This window comes from Cupriavidus laharis (assembly GCF_914271435.1).
Classification (GTDB): domain Bacteria; phylum Pseudomonadota; class Gammaproteobacteria; order Burkholderiales; family Burkholderiaceae; genus Cupriavidus; species Cupriavidus laharis.
Map to the genome: position 1 here is coordinate 1 of NZ_CAJZAI010000010.1, position 18758 is coordinate 18758.

The window sequence follows — 18758 nt, forward strand, 5'->3', positions numbered from 1 at the left end:
ATGATAGTGCGGACTACCCGTGTGAAAGTAGGTCATCGCCAGGCTCTTACCCCTCAAAACCCCTCGACAGCGTTCGCTGCGAGGGGTTTTGTCTTTGGGGCGCTGCTCAGCATGAAGGCCTCGACAGGCGTTTTCCGCCGCTTCCTGAGCCTGTTCCCAACCTCCCTATAGGGTGAGAACGCAGAAATTCAAACTGTGTTTGTGGGTTGCCATAGCCAGCGTCAGATCGCCTGGCAGTGGCCAGCTCGATGGTCCAGTCCAAGTACTCCGCAACGGAAAGTGCTTGACAGGCGAGGCGAGAGGTACCATAATCGATAGTTCTCTGCGGAGAGGTGCCCGAGTGGCTAAAGGGGGCAGACTGTAAATCTGTTGGCTTACGCCTACGCTGGTTCGAATCCAGCCCTCTCCACCAGAATGCAAGACAGTGACTGGCTATCAGGCCGGTGAAGCAGAAAGAACCGGGCGGGTGTAGCTCAATGGTAGAGCAGAAGCCTTCCAAGCTTATGACGAGGGTTCGATTCCCTTCACCCGCTCCAAATTACGCGGTTGCTGTCGACAAGTAATACGTCTAGTTTTGCCCATGTGGCTCAGTGGTAGAGCACTCCCTTGGTAAGGGAGAGGTCGGCAGTTCGATCCTGCCCATGGGCACCACAAATACCGCACTGGCAATATCGCTACCGAGACAGGAGTCGCGAAATGGCAAAGGAAAAGTTCGAGCGGACCAAGCCGCACGTGAACGTTGGTACGATTGGTCACGTTGACCACGGCAAGACCACGCTGACCGCAGCGATCGCCACGGTGCTGGCAGCGAAGTTCGGCGGTGCCGCCAAGAAGTACGACGAAATCGACGCAGCGCCGGAAGAGAAGGCACGCGGTATTACCATCAACACCGCCCACGTCGAGTACGAAACGGCCAACCGCCACTACGCGCACGTTGACTGCCCGGGCCACGCCGACTACGTGAAGAACATGATCACGGGGGCTGCCCAGATGGACGGCGCGATCCTGGTGTGCTCGGCCGCTGACGGCCCGATGCCGCAAACGCGCGAGCACATCCTGCTGGCCCGTCAGGTTGGCGTGCCGTACATCATCGTGTTCCTGAACAAGTGCGACATGGTGGACGACGCGGAACTGCTCGAGCTGGTCGAGATGGAAGTGCGCGAACTGCTGAGCAAGTACGAGTTCCCCGGCGACGACACCCCGATCATCAAGGGTTCGGCCAAGCTGGCGCTGGAAGGCGACAAGGGCGAACTGGGCGAAGTGGCCATCATGAACCTGGCCGACGCGCTGGACACCTACATCCCGACGCCGGAGCGTGCCGTTGACGGTACCTTCCTGATGCCGGTGGAAGACGTGTTCTCGATCTCGGGTCGCGGCACCGTGGTGACCGGCCGTATCGAGCGCGGCGTGATCAAGGTCGGCGAGGAAATCGAAATCGTCGGTATTCGCCCGACCGTGAAGACCACCTGCACCGGCGTGGAAATGTTCCGCAAGCTGCTGGACCAGGGCCAGGCTGGCGACAACGTCGGTCTGCTGCTGCGCGGCACCAAGCGTGAAGACGTCGAGCGCGGCCAGGTGCTGTGCAAGCCGGGTTCGATCAAGCCGCACACCCACTTCACCGGCGAGGTGTACATCCTGTCGAAGGACGAAGGCGGCCGCCACACCCCGTTCTTCAACAACTACCGCCCGCAGTTCTACTTCCGTACGACCGACGTGACTGGCTCGATCGAGCTGCCGGCGGACAAGGAAATGGTGATGCCGGGTGACAACGTGTCGATCACCGTCAAGCTGATCGCCCCGATCGCCATGGAAGAAGGTCTGCGCTTCGCCATCCGTGAAGGCGGTCGTACCGTCGGCGCCGGCGTCGTGGCAAAGATCCTCGACTAAGCAAAGCCGTACAAGGCGAACGCGACACCAACCGGTCGCGTTCGTTGCCAGAGGGGTTGGCAGCATTGCTGGCCCCGCAGTAGTTTTAGGGGTATAGCTCAACTGGCAGAGCGTCGGTCTCCAAAACCGAAGGTTGGGGGTTCGATTCCCTCTGCCCCTGCCAAATCAATCAGCCGCGTCGCGAGGAACCATCGTGACGCGGCTTAGTCTCGTTTGCGAAACATGGCCAATCCCAATGTCGAAACCGTAAACGCCAACAGCGGCAAGTGGTTGCTTGGCGTCGCGGTGCTGCTTGTGGTTGCCGGCGTCATCGGTTTCTATGCACTGGCACAGCAACCGTCTTATGTACGTGGCGCCGCGCTGTTTGCGGGTATCGCGCTGGGTGTGGTTGTTGCGCTGGTGTCCGCACCGGGCAAGGACTTCATTGGATTCGCCAAGGAATCGTACCGGGAAGTTCGCAAGGTCGTCTGGCCGACGCGCAAGGAAGCCGGGCAGATGACCGGCCTGGTATTCGCCTTCGTCGTGATCATGGCCCTGTTCCTGTGGTCGGCAGACAAGCTCATCGAGTGGGTCATCTTTTCGCTCGTACTGGGCTGGAAATAAGAGGTAGCGCATGACGGATAACGCCCAGCAGGAAAACACCGCCGCGGAATCGCCTTCGTCGAAGAAGCGCTGGTATGTCGTGCACGCCTACTCCGGCATGGAGAAGAGCGTGCAGCGCGCGCTGCAGGAGCGCATCGAGCGCGCCGAAATGCAGGACAAGTTCGGCCGCATCCTGGTGCCCTCGGAAGAAGTCGTGGAAATCAAGGGTGGCCACAAGTCGGTCACCGAGCGTCGTTTCTTCCCGGGCTATGTCCTGGTCGAGATGGAAATGACCGACGAAACCTGGCACCTGGTGAAGAACACCAGCAAGGTGACTGGTTTCGTGGGCGGTGCCCGCAATCGTCCAAGCCCGATTTCGCAACGCGAAGTCGACAAGATCATGACCCAGATGCAGGAAGGGGTCGAGAAGCCGCGTCCCAAGACGCTGTTCGAAGTGGGCGAAATGGTGCGCGTCAAGGACGGCCCGTTCACCGACTTCAATGGCAACGTGGAAGAAGTGAACTACGAGAAATCGCGCCTGCGCGTCTCGGTCACGATCTTCGGGCGTGCCACGCCGGTCGAGCTCGAGTTCGGCCAGGTCGAGAAGGTGTAAGGAATTTGCCGGTTGCCTGGCCGAAAGGCCGGCAGCAGGCAAAGGGCGCAGCAGACAGGCTGTGCCAAGAGGAGCGTGAGGCCGTGCAGACAGTACGGCGACAGCGCGTTACGACTCAACAGGATCATCTCCGTGAAACGGAGTGATCTGGATTGGAGTAAAGATGGCCAAGAAGATCATTGGCTTTATCAAGCTGCAGATTCCGGCTGGTAAGGCAAATCCCTCCCCGCCCGTTGGTCCCGCACTGGGTCAGCGTGGTCTGAACATCATGGAGTTCTGCAAGGCGTTCAACGCCCAGACCCAGGGTATGGAACCCGGTCTGCCGGTGCCGGTGGTGATTACCGCCTTCGCCGACAAGAGCTTCACCTTCGTGATGAAGTCGCCCCCGGCGACCGTGCTGATCAAGAAGGCAGCCGGCGTGACCAAGGGTTCGCCGAAGCCGCACACCGACAAGGTCGGCAAGATCACCCGCGCCCAGGCTGAAGAAATCGCCAAGGCCAAGAACGCTGACCTGACCGCCGCCGATCTGGACGCCGCGGTGCGTACCATCGCCGGTTCGGCTCGTTCGATGGGCATCACCGTGGAGGGTCTGTAAATGGCTAAGGTTTCCAAGCGCGTCGCTGCCAACAAGGCAAAGATCGAGCGTACCAAGTTCTACCCGATCGACGAGGCCCTGGGCCTGGTGAAGAGCTGCGCTTCGGCGAAGTTCGACGAGTCGATCGACGTGGCCGTGCAACTGGGTATCGATGCCAAGAAGTCGGACCAGGTTGTCCGTGGCTCCGTGGTGCTGCCCGCCGGTACCGGCAAGTCGGTGCGCGTGGCCGTGTTCGCCCAGGGCGACAAGGCCGAGGCTGCCAAGGCCGCTGGTGCCGACATCGTCGGCATGGAAGATCTGGCTGAGCAAGTCAAGGCCGGCAACCTGAATTTCGACGTCGTGATCGCTTCGCCGGACACGATGCGTGTCGTCGGTACGCTGGGTCAGATCCTGGGCCCGCGCGGCCTGATGCCGAACCCGAAGGTTGGCACCGTGACCCCCGACGTGGCCCAGGCCGTGAAGAACGCCAAGGCTGGTCAGGTCCAGTTCCGTGTCGACAAGGCCGGTATCATCCACGCCACCATCGGCCGCCGCTCGTTCGAAGACACCGCGCTGAAGAGCAACCTGGCTGCGCTGCTGGACGCGCTGGTCAAGGCCAAGCCGGCTTCGAGCAAGGGCGTGTACCTGCGCAAGATCGCCGTATCGTCGACCATGGGTGTTGGCGTGCGCGTCGAGCAGGCTTCGCTGTCGGCCTGAGCTGACGGCACTCGGCTGACCGGAACCCGATAACGTCGGTCAGCAGCAAGAATTGCAGGTTCTCGCCATTGGCGGGAACTGTCTCCGGACCGCAAGGAAAGGAGCAAGGCTTTGGGCAGTGGTGCCCGCCGGAGGTGCAAGCCTCGGCAGGCATTGCTGGTTATCAAAGACCGCTGGTGTCCACGCCGCTGCTGTCAGGGAGCGTGGGCTTAATCGGACGGTACGTACGCAACGGGGTAACCCGCCGCGACGGTCTCCGGCCCGCCAGCGCAGATGGCGCACCCGAAGGGATTGATGAAGCCGGGCCAGACCCGGGTGATTCGGGCCAATCGGTCGCCGTTCGTATGGACTGATGCGCGTCGCAAGACAAGCATCGTTTTGGAGCTAAACCGTGCCACTCAATATTGAAGATAAGAAGGCCGTCGTTGCTGAGGTTTCGGCGCAAGTCGCCAAGGCCCAGACCATCGTCGTCGCCGAATATCGCGGCATTACGGTTGGCGATCTGACCAAGCTGCGTGCTACCGCCCGCCAGCAAGGCGTCTACCTGCGCGTTCTGAAGAACACGCTGGCCCGCCGCGCTGTGGAAGGTACCCCGTTTGCAGGCCTCGCAGAGCAAATGACCGGCCCGCTGATCTACGGTATTTCCGAAGATGCAGTGGCCTCGGCCAAGGTTCTCAACGACTTTGCCAAGACCAACGACAAGTTGGTCCTGCGCGCAGGGTCGTATGACGGCCGGGTTCTCGACGCTGCCGCCGTGAAGGCGCTGGCATCGATCCCGAGCCGCGACGAACTGATTGCTCAGCTGCTGGGCGTCATGCAGGCACCGGTGTCGGGCTTCGCCCGCCTGCTGGCTGCACTGGCTGCCAAGAAGAGCGAAGGCGCTCCCGCGGAAGCGGAAGCCCCGGCTGCTTAAGGCTGCTTACAGATCGCTCAAGCCGATCGCAATACCGATACCGAATCAAATTTAGGAGTAATCCAAATGGCAATCACCAAAGACGACATCCTGGAAGCCGTTGGCGCGATGTCCGTGATGGAACTGAACGACCTGGTCAAGGCGTTCGAAGAGAAGTTTGGCGTGTCCGCCGCTGCCATGGCCGTGGCTGCTGCCCCGGGCGCTGGCGGTGCTGCTGCTGCTGAAGAAAAGACCGAGTTCAACGTGATCCTGGCCGAAGTCGGCGCCAACAAGGTTGGCGTGATCAAGGCCGTTCGCGAAATCACCGGTCTGGGCCTGAAGGAAGCCAAGGACCTGGTCGATGGCGCACCGAAGCCCGTCAAGGAAGGCGTGGACAAGGCTGCTGCCGACGAAGCCAAGAAGAAGCTGGAAGACGCCGGCGCGAAGGTCGAAGTCAAGTAAGCAATGCATGCGTGCCATTCCGGCACGCAAATGGGGCTGGCAAAGGGAAATTCCCGGCGCCAGCCTTTTTGCGCTTGTGCGAGTGTGTTTTATTGGACACTCGCCACAACGCAAAAGTGATGTATGGGTTGTTTTAATCGGGATAAATGCCCGATGTCCCAGCAGACGCCAAACATCAGTGGCAAACTATCTTGTTGCTGCTGATGTTTGTCTTCTGAACCGACTGCAGAAGACAAGTTTGGTCGGGTGTCCCCCGGGCGAGTGCAGGCTTTGCGCCGATGCATTGACCACACCGCCCGCAGCGTGCGGACACCGTCAGCCAGAGGTTGGTAGCGGCCAACCGCCAAATCCCCTCCCAGTCGCTGAACACCTCAGGCGTGGCCAGGTCCAGCCGCCCTGCGATGATTCGGAGATCCCATGGCGTACAGCTTCACCGAAAAGAAGCGCATTCGCAAATCCTTTGCGAAGCGCGCGACGGTACATCAGGTTCCATTCCTGCTTGCTACCCAGATTGAATCCTACACCCAGTTCTTGCAAGCGGAAACGCCGACCGCGCGTCGCAAGACCGAAGGCCTGCAGGCCGCTTTCAACGCGATTTTCCCGATTGCCTCCCATAACGGGCTCGCCCGTATGGAGTTTGTCTCGTATCACCTGTCCAACCCGCCGTTCGACGTCAAGGAATGCCAGCAGCGTGGTCTGACGTTCCATTCGGCGCTGCGCGCCAAGGTTCGCCTGATCATCAACGATCGCGAGAACCCCGGCAAGGTGAAGGAAGTGAAGGAGCAGGAAGTGTACATGGGCGAGATCCCGCTCATGACTTCCACGGGTTCCTTCGTGATCAACGGCACCGAGCGTGTCATCGTCTCGCAGCTGCACCGCTCGCCGGGCGTGTTCTTCGAACACGACAAGGGCAAGACCCACAGCTCGGGCAAGCTGCTGTTTTCGGCACGTATCATTCCCTACCGCGGCTCGTGGCTCGACTTCGAATTCGACCCGAAGGACATCCTGTACTTCCGCGTCGACCGCCGCCGCAAGATGCCGGTGACGATCCTGCTGAAGTCGATCGGGCTGACGCCGGAGCAGATCCTCGCGCACTTCTTCGTGTTCGACAACTTCACGCTGCAGGCCGAAGGCGCGCAGCTGGAGTTCGTGCCCGAGCGCCTGCGCGGTGAAGTCGCACGCTTCGACATCGTCGACAAGAACGGCCGCGTGGTGGTCGAGAAGGACAAGCGGATCAACGCCAAGCACATCCGCGATCTGGATTCGGCTGGCACCAAGCTGATCAGCGTGCCGGAAGACTATCTGCTAGGCCGTGTGCTGGCCAAGAACATCATCGACCCGGATACCGGCGAGGTGATCGCCAACGCCAACGACGAGCTGACCGAGACCGTTCTCGAGAATCTGCGCGAAGCCGGCGTCAAGCAGATCCAGACCCTGTACACCAACGATCTGGACCAGGGCCCGTACATGTCGCAGACCCTGCGCGTGGACGAGACCGCCGACCAGACCGCGGCGCGTATCGCGATCTACCGCATGATGCGCCCGGGCGAGCCGCCGACCGAGGAAGCCGTGGAAGCGCTGTTCCAGCGCCTGTTCTACAGCGAAGAGTCGTACGACCTGTCGCGCGTTGGCCGCATGAAGGTCAACAGCCGCCTGTCGCGCCCGAGCGGCGAGGGCAGCATGGTGCTGCAGGACGAGGACATCCTCGAGACCATCAAGATCCTGGTGAACCTGCGCAACGGCAAGGGCGAAGTCGACGATATCGATCACCTGGGCAACCGTCGCGTGCGTTGTGTCGGTGAACTGGCCGAAAACCAGTTCCGCGCCGGCCTGTCGCGCGTGGAGCGCGCCGTCAAGGAACGTCTGGGCCAGGCCGAGACCGAGAACCTGATGCCGCACGACCTGATCAACTCGAAGCCGATTTCGTCGGCGATCCGCGAGTTCTTCGGTTCGTCGCAGCTGTCGCAGTTCATGGACCAGACCAACCCGCTGTCGGAAATCACCCACAAGCGCCGTGTTTCGGCCCTTGGCCCGGGCGGTCTGACGCGCGAGCGCGCAGGCTTTGAAGTCCGCGACGTGCACCCGACCCACTATGGCCGCGTGTGCCCGATTGAAACGCCGGAAGGTCCGAACATTGGTCTGATCAACTCGTTGGCACTGTATGCGCGCCTGAACGAGTACGGCTTCCTGGAAACGCCGTACCGCAAGGTCGAGAACAGCAAGCTGACCGACCAGGTCGACTACCTGTCCGCGATCGAGGAAGGCAAGTACGTGGTGGCGCAGGCCAACGCGACGGTCGACGCCGAGGGCAACCTGACCGACGAACTGGTGTCCGCGCGTGAAGGTTCCGAACGTGAAACCCGTATGGTCACGCCGGACCGCGTGCAGTACATCGACGTGGCGCCGTCGCAGATCGTGTCGGCCGCTGCCTCGCTGGTGCCGTTCCTGGAACACGATGACGCGAACCGTGCACTGATGGGCGCGAACATGCAGCGTCAGGCCGTGCCTTGCCTGCGTCCGGACAAGCCGCTGGTCGGCACCGGCATCGAGCGCACCGTTGCGGTCGACTCGGGTACTGCCGTGCAGGCGATGCGTGGCGGCGTGGTCGACTACGTCGACGCGATGCGTATCGTGATCCGCGTGAACGACGACGAAGCCGTGGCCGGTGAAGTCGGCGTGGACATCTACAACCTGATCAAGTACACGCGTTCGAACCAGAACACGAACATCAACCAGCGTCCGATGGTCAAGGTGGGCGACCACGTGGCCCGCGGTGACGTGGTCGCCGATGGCGCCTCGACCGACCTGGGCGAGCTCGCGCTCGGCCAGAACATGCTGGTCGCGTTCATGCCGTGGAACGGCTACAACTTCGAGGATTCGATCCTGATCTCGGAGCGTGTGGTCGCCGAAGACCGCTACACCTCGATCCACATCGAGGAACTGTCGGTCGTCGCCCGCGACACCAAGCTGGGACCTGAGGAAATCACGCGCGACATCTCGAATCTGGCCGAAGCCCAGCTGGCTCGCCTGGACGAGTCGGGCATCACCTACATCGGCGCCGAAGTCGAAGCCGGCGACGTGCTGGTGGGCAAGGTCACGCCGAAGGGCGAGACCCAGCTGACCCCGGAAGAGAAGCTGCTGCGCGCGATCTTCGGCGAGAAGGCTTCGGACGTGAAGGACACCTCGCTGCGCGTGCCGTCGGGCATGAGCGGCATCGTGATCGACGTCCAGGTCTTTACCCGCGAAGGCGTGACGCGCGACAAGCGTGCCCAGTCGATCATCGACGACGAACTGAAGCGCTACCGCCTGGACCTGAATGACCAGCTGCGTATCGTGGAAGGTGATGCGTTCCAGCGTCTGGAGCGCCTGCTGATCGACAAGACCGTCAACGGCGGTCCGAAGAAGCTGGCAAAGGGCGCAAAGCTGACCAAGGAGTACCTGGCGGAAATCGACAAGTACCACTGGTTCGACATCCGTCCGGCCGACGAGGAAGTGGCTGCCCAGCTGGAAGCCGTCAAGGAAGCCATCGAGCAGAAGCGCCACGAGTTCGACCTGGCCTTCGAAGAGAAGCGCAAGAAGCTCACGCAGGGCGACGAACTGCCGCCGGGCGTGATCAAGATGGTCAAGGTGTACCTGGCCGTCAAGCGCCGCCTGCAGCCTGGCGACAAGATGGCAGGCCGTCACGGTAACAAGGGGGTCGTGTCCAAGATCACGCCGATCGAAGACATGCCCTACATGGCCGACGGTACGCCTGCCGACATCGTGCTGAACCCGCTGGGCGTGCCTTCGCGGATGAACGTGGGCCAGATTCTCGAGACGCACCTGGGCTGGGCCGCACGCGGTCTGGGCGAGCGCATCGGCAACATGCTGAAGGCGCAAGCCAAGGCAGCCGAATTGCGCAAGCTGCTCACGCAGATCTACAACGAGAGCGGCAAGGTCGAAGACCTCGACAGCCTGTCGGATTCGGAAGTCCTGGAACTGGCCGAGAACCTGAAGAAGGGCGTGCCCTTCGCGACGCCGGTGTTCGATGGTGCGCATGAGGACGAAATCCGCCGCATGCTGGACCTCGCTTATCCGGAAGAGATCGCGAAGGAGAAGGGCCTGACCGCTTCGAAACAGCAGGTCACGCTGTTCGACGGCCGCACCGGCGAGGCGTTCGAGCGTCCGGTCACGCTGGGTGTGATGCACATGCTGAAGCTGCACCACCTGGTCGACGACAAGATGCACGCCCGTTCGACCGGCCCGTACTCGCTGGTGACGCAGCAGCCGCTGGGCGGTAAGGCACAGTTCGGTGGCCAGCGTTTCGGTGAGATGGAAGTGTGGGCACTGGAAGCCTACGGCGCGTCGTACGTGCTGCAGGAAATGCTGACGGTCAAGTCCGATGACGTGAACGGCCGTACCAAGGTGTACGAGAACATCGTCAAGGGCGAGCACTCGATCGATGCCGGCATGCCGGAATCGTTCAACGTGCTGGTGAAGGAAATCCGCTCGCTGGGTATCGACATCGACCTCGATCGCTACTGATCGAGACGATGCGGGTGCCGGCTGCGGCGGGCACCCACCAGCGCAGGATTTCCCACAGGATGAATGCCATCGACCCGGACAGACTCCGGGACGGTGGCGAAACAAGGAGTTGCAATGAAAGCATTGCTCGATCTCTTTAAGCAGGTACAGCAGGAAGAGCAGTTCGACGCGATCAAGATCGGCCTGGCCTCGCCCGAGAAGATCCGTTCGTGGTCGTACGGCGAAGTGAAGAAGCCGGAAACGATCAACTATCGTACGTTCAAGCCGGAACGCGACGGCCTGTTCTGCGCCAAGATCTTTGGCCCGATCAAGGACTACGAGTGCCTGTGCGGCAAGTACAAGCGCCTGAAGCACCGTGGCGTGATCTGCGAGAAGTGCGGCGTTGAAGTGACGCTGGCCAAGGTGCGCCGCGAGCGCATGGGCCACATCGAACTGGCCGCGCCGACCGCGCACATCTGGTTCCTGAAGTCGCTGCCGTCGCGTCTGGGCATGGTGCTCGACATGACGCTGCGCGACATCGAGCGCGTGCTGTACTTCGAAGCATTCGTGGTGCTCGAGCCCGGCATGACTCCGCTCAAGAAGAGCCAGATCATGTCGGAAGACGACTACCTGGCGAAGTGCGACGAGTACGGCGAGGGCGAGTTCGTCGCCATGATGGGTGCCGAGGGCATCCGTGAACTGCTGCGCGGCATCGACATCGAGAAGCAGATCGAACAGATCCGCGCCGAGCTGCAGGCCACCGGTTCCGAGGCCAAGATCAAGAAGTTCGCCAAGCGCCTGAAGGTGCTCGAGGCCTTCCAGCGTTCGGGCATCAAGCCCGAGTGGATGATCCTCGAAGTGTTGCCGGTGCTGCCGCCCGAGCTGCGCCCGCTGGTGCCGCTGGACGGTGGCCGCTTTGCGACCTCGGACCTGAACGACCTGTATCGCCGCGTCATCAACCGTAACAACCGCCTGAAGCGCCTGCTGGAGCTGAAGGCGCCCGAGATCATCGTGCGCAACGAAAAGCGCATGCTGCAGGAAGCGGTTGATTCGCTGCTGGACAACGGCCGTCGCGGCAAGGCGATGACCGGTGCCAACAAGCGTCCGCTGAAGTCCCTGGCCGAAATGATCAAGGGCAAGGGTGGCCGTTTCCGTCAGAACCTGCTGGGCAAGCGCGTCGACTACTCGGGCCGTTCGGTCATCGTGGTGGGCCCGACGCTCAAGCTGCACCAGTGCGGCCTGCCGAAGCTGATGGCGCTCGAGCTGTTCAAGCCGTTCATCTTCCACAAGCTGGAAACGATGGGCATCGCCACCACGATCAAGGCGGCGAAGAAGGAAGTCGAAAGCCAGACACCGGTGGTGTGGGACATCCTCGAAGAGGTGATCCGCGAGCATCCGGTGATGCTGAACCGTGCGCCGACGCTGCACCGCCTGGGTATCCAGGCGTTCGAACCGGTGCTGATCGAAGGCAAGGCCATCCAGCTGCACCCGCTGGTCTGCGCGGCGTTCAACGCTGACTTCGACGGTGACCAGATGGCTGTTCACGTCCCGCTGTCGCTGGAAGCACAGATGGAAGCCCGCACCCTGATGCTGGCCTCCAACAACGTGCTGTTCCCGGCCAACGGCGACCCGTCGATCGTGCCGTCGCAAGACGTGGTGCTGGGTCTGTACTACACGACCCGCGACAAGATCAACGGCAAGGGCGAGGGCATGACCTTCGCCGACATCAGCGAAGTGATCCGCGCCTACGAGAACAAGGAAGTCGAACTGGCTTCCCGCGTGAACGTGCGTATCACCGAGTATGAGCTGGTCGACAAGGATGCCGACGGCGATGCGCGTTTCGCACCGAAGATCACGCTGCAGGCCACCACGGTCGGCCGCGCGATCCTGTCCGAGATCCTGCCGAAGGGCCTGCCGTTCTCGGTGCTGAACAAGCCGCTCAAGAAGAAGGAAATCTCGCGCCTGATCAACACTGCTTTCCGCAAGTGCGGTCTGCGCGAAACCGTGATCTTCGCCGACAAGCTGCTGCAGTCGGGCTTCCGCCTGGCGACGCGCGCCGGTATCTCGATCGCGATCGACGACATGCTGGTGCCGCCCGCCAAGGAGAAGATCATCTCCGAGGCATCGGCCAAGGTGAAGGAATACGACAAGCAGTACATGTCGGGTCTGGTGACGGACCAGGAGCGTTACAACAACGTCGTGGACATCTGGGGCGCCGCCGGCGACCAGGTGGGCAAGGCGATGATGGAACAGCTCCAGCACGAAGACGTGGTCGACCGCAACGGCAACACCGTCAAGCAAGAGTCGTTCAACTCCATCTACATGATGGCCGACTCGGGCGCACGGGGTTCCGCCGCGCAGATCCGCCAGCTGGCCGGTATGCGTGGCCTGATGGCCAAGCCGGATGGCTCGATCATTGAAACGCCGATTACGGCGAACTTCCGTGAAGGCCTGAACGTTCTGCAGTACTTCATCTCGACCCACGGCGCCCGTAAGGGTCTGGCCGATACGGCACTGAAGACCGCGAACTCGGGTTACCTGACCCGTCGTCTGGTCGACGTGACGCAGGATCTGGTCGTGGTGGAAGACGATTGCGGCACCTCCAACGGCGTGGCCATGAAGGCCCTGGTCGAAGGCGGTGAAGTGATCGAAGCCCTGCGCGACCGTATCCTGGGCCGTGTGACGGTGGCCGACGTGGTGAACCCGGAAACCCAGGAAACCGCGATCGAGACCGGCACGCTGCTGGACGAAGACCTGGTCGACCTGATCGACAGCATCGGCGTGGACGAAGTCAAGGTCCGCACCCCGCTGTCGTGCGACACGCGCTACGGCCTGTGCGCCAAGTGCTACGGCCGCGACCTCGGCCGCGGCGTGATGGTGAACTCGGGCGAAGCGGTGGGCGTGATTGCTGCCCAGTCGATCGGTGAGCCGGGTACCCAGCTGACCATGCGTACCTTCCACATCGGTGGTGCGGCATCGCGTGCAGCAGTGGCATCGAGCGTGGAAGCGAAGGCAACCGGTACCGTGCGTTTCACGGCGACCATGCGCTACGTGACCAATGCGAAGGGCGAGCTGATCGTCATCTCGCGTTCGGGCGAGGCGCTGATCACCGACGACCACGGCCGCGAGCGCGAGCGCCACAAGATCCCGTACGGCGCCACGCTGCTGGTGCAGGACGGCCAGGCTATCAAGGCTGGCACGCAGCTGGCCACGTGGGACGCGCTGACCCGCCCGATCGTCTCGGAATACACCGGTACGACCAAGTTCGAGAACGTCGAAGAAGGCGTGACCGTCGCCAAGCAGATGGACGAAGTCACCGGCCTGTCGACCCTCGTGGTGATCGACGCCAAGCGCCGCACGGCCGCCACCAAGGGCATCCGCCCGCAGGTGAAGCTGCTCGACGCCAACGGCCAGGAAGTGAAGATCCCGGGCACGGACCATTCCGTGACCATCGGCTTCCAGGTCGGCGCGCTGATTACCGTGAAGGACGGCCAGCAGGTGCACGTGGGTGAAGTGCTTGCACGTATCCCGACCGAATCGCAGAAGACCCGCGACATTACCGGTGGTCTGCCGCGTGTGGCCGAGCTGTTCGAAGCGCGTTCGCCGAAGGATGCCGCCGTGCTGGCGGAAGTCACCGGCACGACGTCGTTCGGCAAGGACACGAAGGGCAAGCAGCGCCTGGTCATCACCGACCTGGACGGCAACGCCCACGAGTTCCTGATCGCGAAGGAAAAGCAGGTGCTGGTGCACGACGGCCAGGTGGTGAACAAGGGCGAAATGATCGTGGAAGGTCCGGCGGACCCGCACGACATCCTGCGCCTGAAGGGCATCGAAGAGCTGGCGCACTACATCGTGGACGAAGTGCAGGACGTGTACCGTCTGCAGGGCGTGAAGATCAACGACAAGCACATCGAGGTGATCGTTCGCCAGATGCTGCGCCGCGTTCAGATCGCCGACGTGGGCGACACCAAGTTCATCCCGGGTGAACAGGTGGAGCGTTCGGAACTGCTCGACGAGAACGACCGCGTGATCGCCGAAGGCAAGCGTCCGGCTACGTATGAGAACCTGCTGCTCGGTATTACCAAGGCGTCGCTGTCGACCGACAGCTTCATCTCGGCGGCATCGTTCCAGGAAACCACGCGCGTGCTGACCGAAGCCGCGATCATGGGCAAGACCGACGACCTGCGTGGTCTGAAGGAAAACGTGATCGTGGGCCGTCTGATCCCGGCCGGTACCGGCCTGGCCTACCACCGCGCCCGCAAGGCGCGCGAGGCGGCAGAGCGCGAACGCGCCCAGGCGATCTCCGAAGAAGAGCAATCGCTCTTCATCGAGCCGCCGCCGGTGGTGCAGACGACCGAGGGTGAAGGCGACAACGCCTGATCCATGCAGTAGCTCCCCGCCGCCAACGCGGACAAGAAGCCCGGCTGATCCAGCCGGGCTTTTTTTTTTGTCCGCGATCCGGTGTGACCGTCTGATAACAGGGCTGCGGAAGGCGTCCACCGTTGCAGTGCGACATAAAGAAACCGGTGCAGAGGCGGGTACCGGCCATCTGCCGGACGCCCCGTGACCTATAGTTTTAGCACCCCGGATAACTGTCGCGATGATCGCGTCGGAGGTTGCAATCATGACCATGGCTACCACGCTGGCGAGCTGCCTGGACAAGAAGCAGACCCAGTTCGACACCGTTCGTCATCCCTATAGCCTCAGCAGCATGGCCACTGCGCATGCCGCGCATATTCCCGGTGACCGTCTGGCCAAGACCGTCCTGCTGGAAGACGAAAAGGGTTACGTCGCTGCGGTGATCCCTTCCACCCACCACTTGAAGCTGTCGGAGATCTGCGAGCAGACCGGCCGCAAGCTGTCGCTGGCGCACGAAGATGGCGTCCGTGAAGTGTTCCGGGACTGCGACGTTGGTGCGATCCCACCGGTTGCGATGGCGTATGGCACGCAGACCTGGCTCGACGACAGCCTGCTCACGCATTCGGATATCTATTTCGAGGCGGGCGACCACCAGGAACTGGTCCACATGAGCACCGAGCAGTTCATGGCGCTGATGGCGGAAGCACGGCGCGGGCATTTCGCGCACCGGATGATGTAGGGCGGCTGATGCCCCGAGGGATCAGGCGGCCGGCTCTTGCCGGCCGCTTTATCTTGGGACTCGGCCGCATGTGGTGAGAAACATCGGACTGTTTGGCCGACGAGGACGGTCAGCGGCCTTCTTAGTGGTATGGTTACGGCTTTTCCGGCTTCAGCAATTCCGTTGTCCATGTCGCAAGCACTGGCGATCCTCAAGGATGTCTTCGGCTACCACGCCTTCCGGGGCCGTCAGGGCGAAATCATCGACCATGTCGCGACGGGCGGCGATTGCCTGGTCCTGATGCCGACCGGCGGCGGCAAGTCGCTGTGCTACCAGATTCCGGCGCTGCTGCGCCAGCGTGCTGGCGAAGGCGTCGGCATCGTGGTGTCGCCGCTGATCGCACTGATGCAGGACCAGGTCGCGGCGCTGACCGAAGCCGGCGTGCGCGCCGCGGTGCTCAATTCCACGCTGACCGGGTCCGAGGCCTCCGCAGTCGAGCGCGACCTGCTGGCCGGCCGGCTCGAGGTTCTCTATGTCGCGCCGGAACGGCTGATGACGCCGCGCTTCCTCGACCTGCTCGAGCGCACGCGCGTCGGTCTGTTCGCGATCGACGAGGCGCACTGCGTGTCGCAGTGGGGCCATGATTTCCGGCCCGAATACATCCAGCTGTCGGTGCTGCACGAGCGCTTCCCGCACGTGCCGCGCATCGCCCTGACCGCCACGGCCGACGCGCTCACGCGCGACGAGATCATCGAACGCCTGGCGCTCGACGACGCGCGCGTCTTCGTCTCCAGCTTCGACCGTCCCAATATCCGCTATCGGATTGTCGAGAAGGACAATGCCCGCCAGCAGCTGCTCGCTTTCATCAAGGCCGAGCACACGGCGGCCGACGGCAGCCATGACAGCGGCATCGTCTATTGCCTGTCGCGCAAGAAGGTCGAGGACACGGCCGAGTGGCTACGGGGCCATGGCCTCAATGCGCTGCCGTACCACGCCGGCATGGACCCGGCCACGCGCCAGCGCCACCAGGCCCGATTCCGCGAAGAGGAGGGCGTGGTGATGGTGGCCACGATCGCTTTCGGCATGGGCATCGACAAGCCGGACGTGCGTTTCGTCGCGCACCTCGACCTGCCCAAGAGCATGGAAGGCTACTACCAGGAGACGGGCCGCGCCGGTCGCGACGGGCTGCCCGCGAACGCATGGATGGCTTATGGCCTCGGCGACGTCGTGCAGCAGAAGCGCATGATCGACGAGTCGGAAGCCGACGACGCCTTCAAGCGCGTGTCATCGTCGAAGCTTGATGCGCTGCTGGGACTGTGCGAGACCGCCGGCTGCCGGCGCGTGCGCATCCTGGCCTACTTCGACGAGGCCAGCGAGCCCTGCGGCAACTGCGATACCTGCCTGGAGCCGCCTGCCACCTGGGATGGCACGCGCGAGGCGCAGATGGCGCTGTCGTGCGTGTACCGGACGGCGCAGGCCAGCCGCCTGCACTTCGGTGCCACCCACCTGATCGATGTGCTGCGTGGCAATGCCTCGGAAAAGATCAGGCAATGGGGCCATGACAAGGTCTCGACCTTCGGCATCGGCAAGGACCGCTCGGTCCATGAATGGCACACCGTTTTTCGCCAGCTGATCGCGCAGGGTTTGCTGATGATCGATCACGGCGGCCACGGTGCACTGCTGCTGGGAGAGGGCGCGCGCGAAGTGCTCCGGGGCGAGCGGCAGATCATCCTGCGCCGGCAGACCACCAAGCCCGGCAAGTCCGGCGAGCGCGCCGCGCGCGGTACCCGCACCGACCACACCGCAGACATGGACGCCGACACGCTGGCCAACTGGGAGGCGCTGCGCCGCTGGCGCACCGAGGCCGCACGCGAGCATGGCGTGCCGGCCTACGTGATCTTCCACGACGCCACGCTGGCCGAGCTGGCCCGGACCGCACCGGATTCACTGTCGGCCATGGAGGGTATTCCCGGAATTGGTGCATCCAAGCTCGAGCGCTACGGGCAGGCTATCGTCGACACCCTGAGCAGGGTCTAGGCAGCCTCAGAGGCAATTGGGTATACGGCTTGACCGTATACGATTCCCCTGCTACGATGCCAGATTCGAGTTTTTGGCTTTGGATTTCGCTCGCCCGTCGGATATGTGGACTTCGGTTCGCTCCCGGCAAGCCTTCCGGATGACTTTTTGCAGTCCGGTGGTGGCAGACGCGGGATCCGGGTGCCGGCTCGCGCTCTTTGGAATGCTGTTACCGCACAGTCCCCTCCCTTGAGCGCCCGCTCACCTCTCCCGCCCAAAACCCGTAGTTGCCTCTCCATCCTGGTGCATACCGGTGCGAGGGGTGTTTTTCGTAAAAACCAAGCTGGATTGAACAATGCCAACTATCAACCAACTGGTTCGCAAGCCGCGCGTCTCTGAAGTCATCAAGAGCAAGAGCCCGGCACTTGAGAACTGCCCGCAGCGTCGCGGCGTGTGCACCCGCGTGTACACCACGACGCCGAAGAAGCCGAACTCGGCACTGCGTAAGGTCGCCAAGGTGCGCCTGACCAACGGCTTCGAAGTCATTTCGTACATCGGCGGTGAAGGCCACAACCTGCAGGAACACTCGGTCGTGCTGATCCGCGGCGGCCGTGTGAAGGATCTGCCGGGGGTGCGTTACCACATCGTCCGTGGCTCGCTGGACCTGCAAGGCGTGAAGGACCGCAAGCAGGCCCGTTCGAAGTACGGTGCAAAGCGTCCGAAGGCTGCCTAAGCTTTCAGAGCAAGCAACAAGCGATAGCCGCTGGCGATTACCGTCATGCAGCTGTCAACAGGCGGCGGTACAACGGAGCGTTTTTGTGCGCCGTGCCGTCGAGTAAGTGGTCACCCGGCGAATTTGCTGTTCATGCATGCAAGCTAGTTGGTGGCCGGAGAGCGGAGACAACAAACCGCGCTCTCAACTGAATCTAAAGGAAAGAAGATGCCACGTCGTCGTGAAGTCCCGAAGCGGGACGTTCTGCCTGATCCGAAGTTCGGCAATGTTGAAGTTGCCAAGTTCATGAACGTGCTGATGCTGGACGGCAAGAAGTCGGTTGCCGAACGCATCGTGTACGGCGCATTCGACCAGATCGAGAAGAAGGCAGGCAAGGCCCCCATCGAAGTGTTCTCCGTTGCGATCAACAACGTGAAGCCGGTGGTGGAAGTGAAGAGCCGTCGCGTGGGCGGCGCCAACTATCAGGTTCCGGTCGAAGTCCGTCCGTCGCGTCGTTTGGCATTGGCGATGCGCTGGCTGCGCGAGGCCGCGAAGAAACGCAGCGAGAAGTCGATGGCGCTGCGCCTGGCAGGTGAGCTGCTGGAAGCATCGGAAGGTCGTGGCGGCGCGATGAAGAAGCGTGACGAAGTGCACCGCATGGCCGAAGCCAACAAGGCGTTCTCGCACTTCCGCTTCTAAAGCGCGCGAAAACACTGTTGGTTG

At 62.4% G+C, this 18758-nt stretch carries 13 protein-coding genes and 4 tRNA genes; all 17 read left to right on the plus strand.

Annotated elements, in window-relative coordinates; genetic code table 11:
* Window positions 1-326 precede the first annotated feature (326 nt).
* Window positions 327-412 (plus strand) — tRNA-Tyr (locus tag LDO29_RS19145).
* Window positions 413-462: 50 nt separating this feature from the next.
* Window positions 463-536: transfer RNA gene (locus tag LDO29_RS19150), tRNA-Gly, on the plus strand.
* A 40-nt stretch (window positions 537-576) separates the two neighbouring features.
* Window positions 577-651 (plus strand) — tRNA-Thr (locus tag LDO29_RS19155).
* 45 nt (window positions 652-696) lie between these two features.
* Window positions 697-1887 carry an elongation factor Tu gene (tuf, locus tag LDO29_RS19160; protein ID WP_011299314.1) on the plus strand — a complete coding sequence of 397 codons (1191 nt, stop codon included), beginning with the start codon at window positions 697-699 and terminating at the stop codon, window positions 1885-1887.
* Window positions 1888-1974: 87 nt separating this feature from the next.
* Window positions 1975-2050 (plus strand) — tRNA-Trp (locus LDO29_RS19165).
* Window positions 2051-2109: 59 nt separating this feature from the next.
* Complete coding sequence (gene secE, locus LDO29_RS19170; protein WP_011299325.1) at window positions 2110-2490, plus strand: preprotein translocase subunit SecE; 381 nt, start codon at window positions 2110-2112, stop codon at window positions 2488-2490.
* 10 nt (window positions 2491-2500) lie between these two features.
* The gene (gene nusG / locus LDO29_RS19175) at window positions 2501-3082 is read left to right on the plus strand and encodes a transcription termination/antitermination protein NusG (RefSeq protein ID WP_011299324.1); all 582 of its coding nucleotides are present in this window, start codon (window positions 2501-2503) and stop codon (window positions 3080-3082) included.
* A gap of 163 nt (window positions 3083-3245) precedes the next feature.
* Window positions 3246-3677, plus strand: coding sequence for a 50S ribosomal protein L11 (gene rplK, locus LDO29_RS19180; protein WP_011299323.1), 432 nt, complete (start codon window positions 3246-3248; stop codon window positions 3675-3677).
* Window positions 3678-4373 (plus strand): 50S ribosomal protein L1, encoded by a 696-nt coding sequence (rplA, locus tag LDO29_RS19185; RefSeq protein WP_224081381.1) that lies wholly within the window; start codon window positions 3678-3680, stop codon window positions 4371-4373.
* Window positions 4374-4764: 391 nt separating this feature from the next.
* Window positions 4765-5286 carry a 50S ribosomal protein L10 gene (gene rplJ / locus LDO29_RS19190; protein WP_224081382.1) on the plus strand — a complete coding sequence of 174 codons (522 nt, stop codon included), beginning with the start codon at window positions 4765-4767 and terminating at the stop codon, window positions 5284-5286.
* 66 nt (window positions 5287-5352) lie between these two features.
* The gene (gene rplL / locus LDO29_RS19195) at window positions 5353-5727 is read left to right on the plus strand and encodes a 50S ribosomal protein L7/L12 (RefSeq protein WP_224081383.1); all 375 of its coding nucleotides are present in this window, start codon (window positions 5353-5355) and stop codon (window positions 5725-5727) included.
* Between the two features lie 417 nt (window positions 5728-6144).
* Complete coding sequence (gene rpoB, locus LDO29_RS19200; protein ID WP_224081384.1) at window positions 6145-10251, plus strand: DNA-directed RNA polymerase subunit beta; 4107 nt, start codon at window positions 6145-6147, stop codon at window positions 10249-10251.
* Window positions 10252-10365: 114 nt separating this feature from the next.
* Window positions 10366-14610: a DNA-directed RNA polymerase subunit beta' gene (rpoC, locus tag LDO29_RS19205; protein WP_224081385.1), complete on the plus strand. Its 4245-nt coding sequence runs from the start codon at window positions 10366-10368 to the stop codon at window positions 14608-14610.
* Window positions 14611-14854: 244 nt separating this feature from the next.
* Complete coding sequence (locus LDO29_RS19210) at window positions 14855-15328, plus strand: aminoacyl-tRNA deacylase (RefSeq protein ID WP_224081386.1); 474 nt, start codon at window positions 14855-14857, stop codon at window positions 15326-15328.
* A gap of 168 nt (window positions 15329-15496) precedes the next feature.
* Window positions 15497-17344 carry a DNA helicase RecQ gene (gene recQ, locus LDO29_RS19215; protein WP_224081387.1) on the plus strand — a complete coding sequence of 616 codons (1848 nt, stop codon included), beginning with the start codon at window positions 15497-15499 and terminating at the stop codon, window positions 17342-17344.
* Window positions 17345-17678: 334 nt separating this feature from the next.
* Window positions 17679-18056: a 30S ribosomal protein S12 gene (rpsL, locus tag LDO29_RS19220; protein WP_006576501.1), complete on the plus strand. Its 378-nt coding sequence runs from the start codon at window positions 17679-17681 to the stop codon at window positions 18054-18056.
* Between the two features lie 207 nt (window positions 18057-18263).
* A complete protein-coding gene (gene rpsG, locus LDO29_RS19225) occupies window positions 18264-18734 on the plus strand; it encodes a 30S ribosomal protein S7 (RefSeq protein WP_010810459.1) in 471 nt (156 codons plus the stop codon).
* The last annotated feature ends 24 nt before the right edge of the window (window positions 18735-18758 follow it).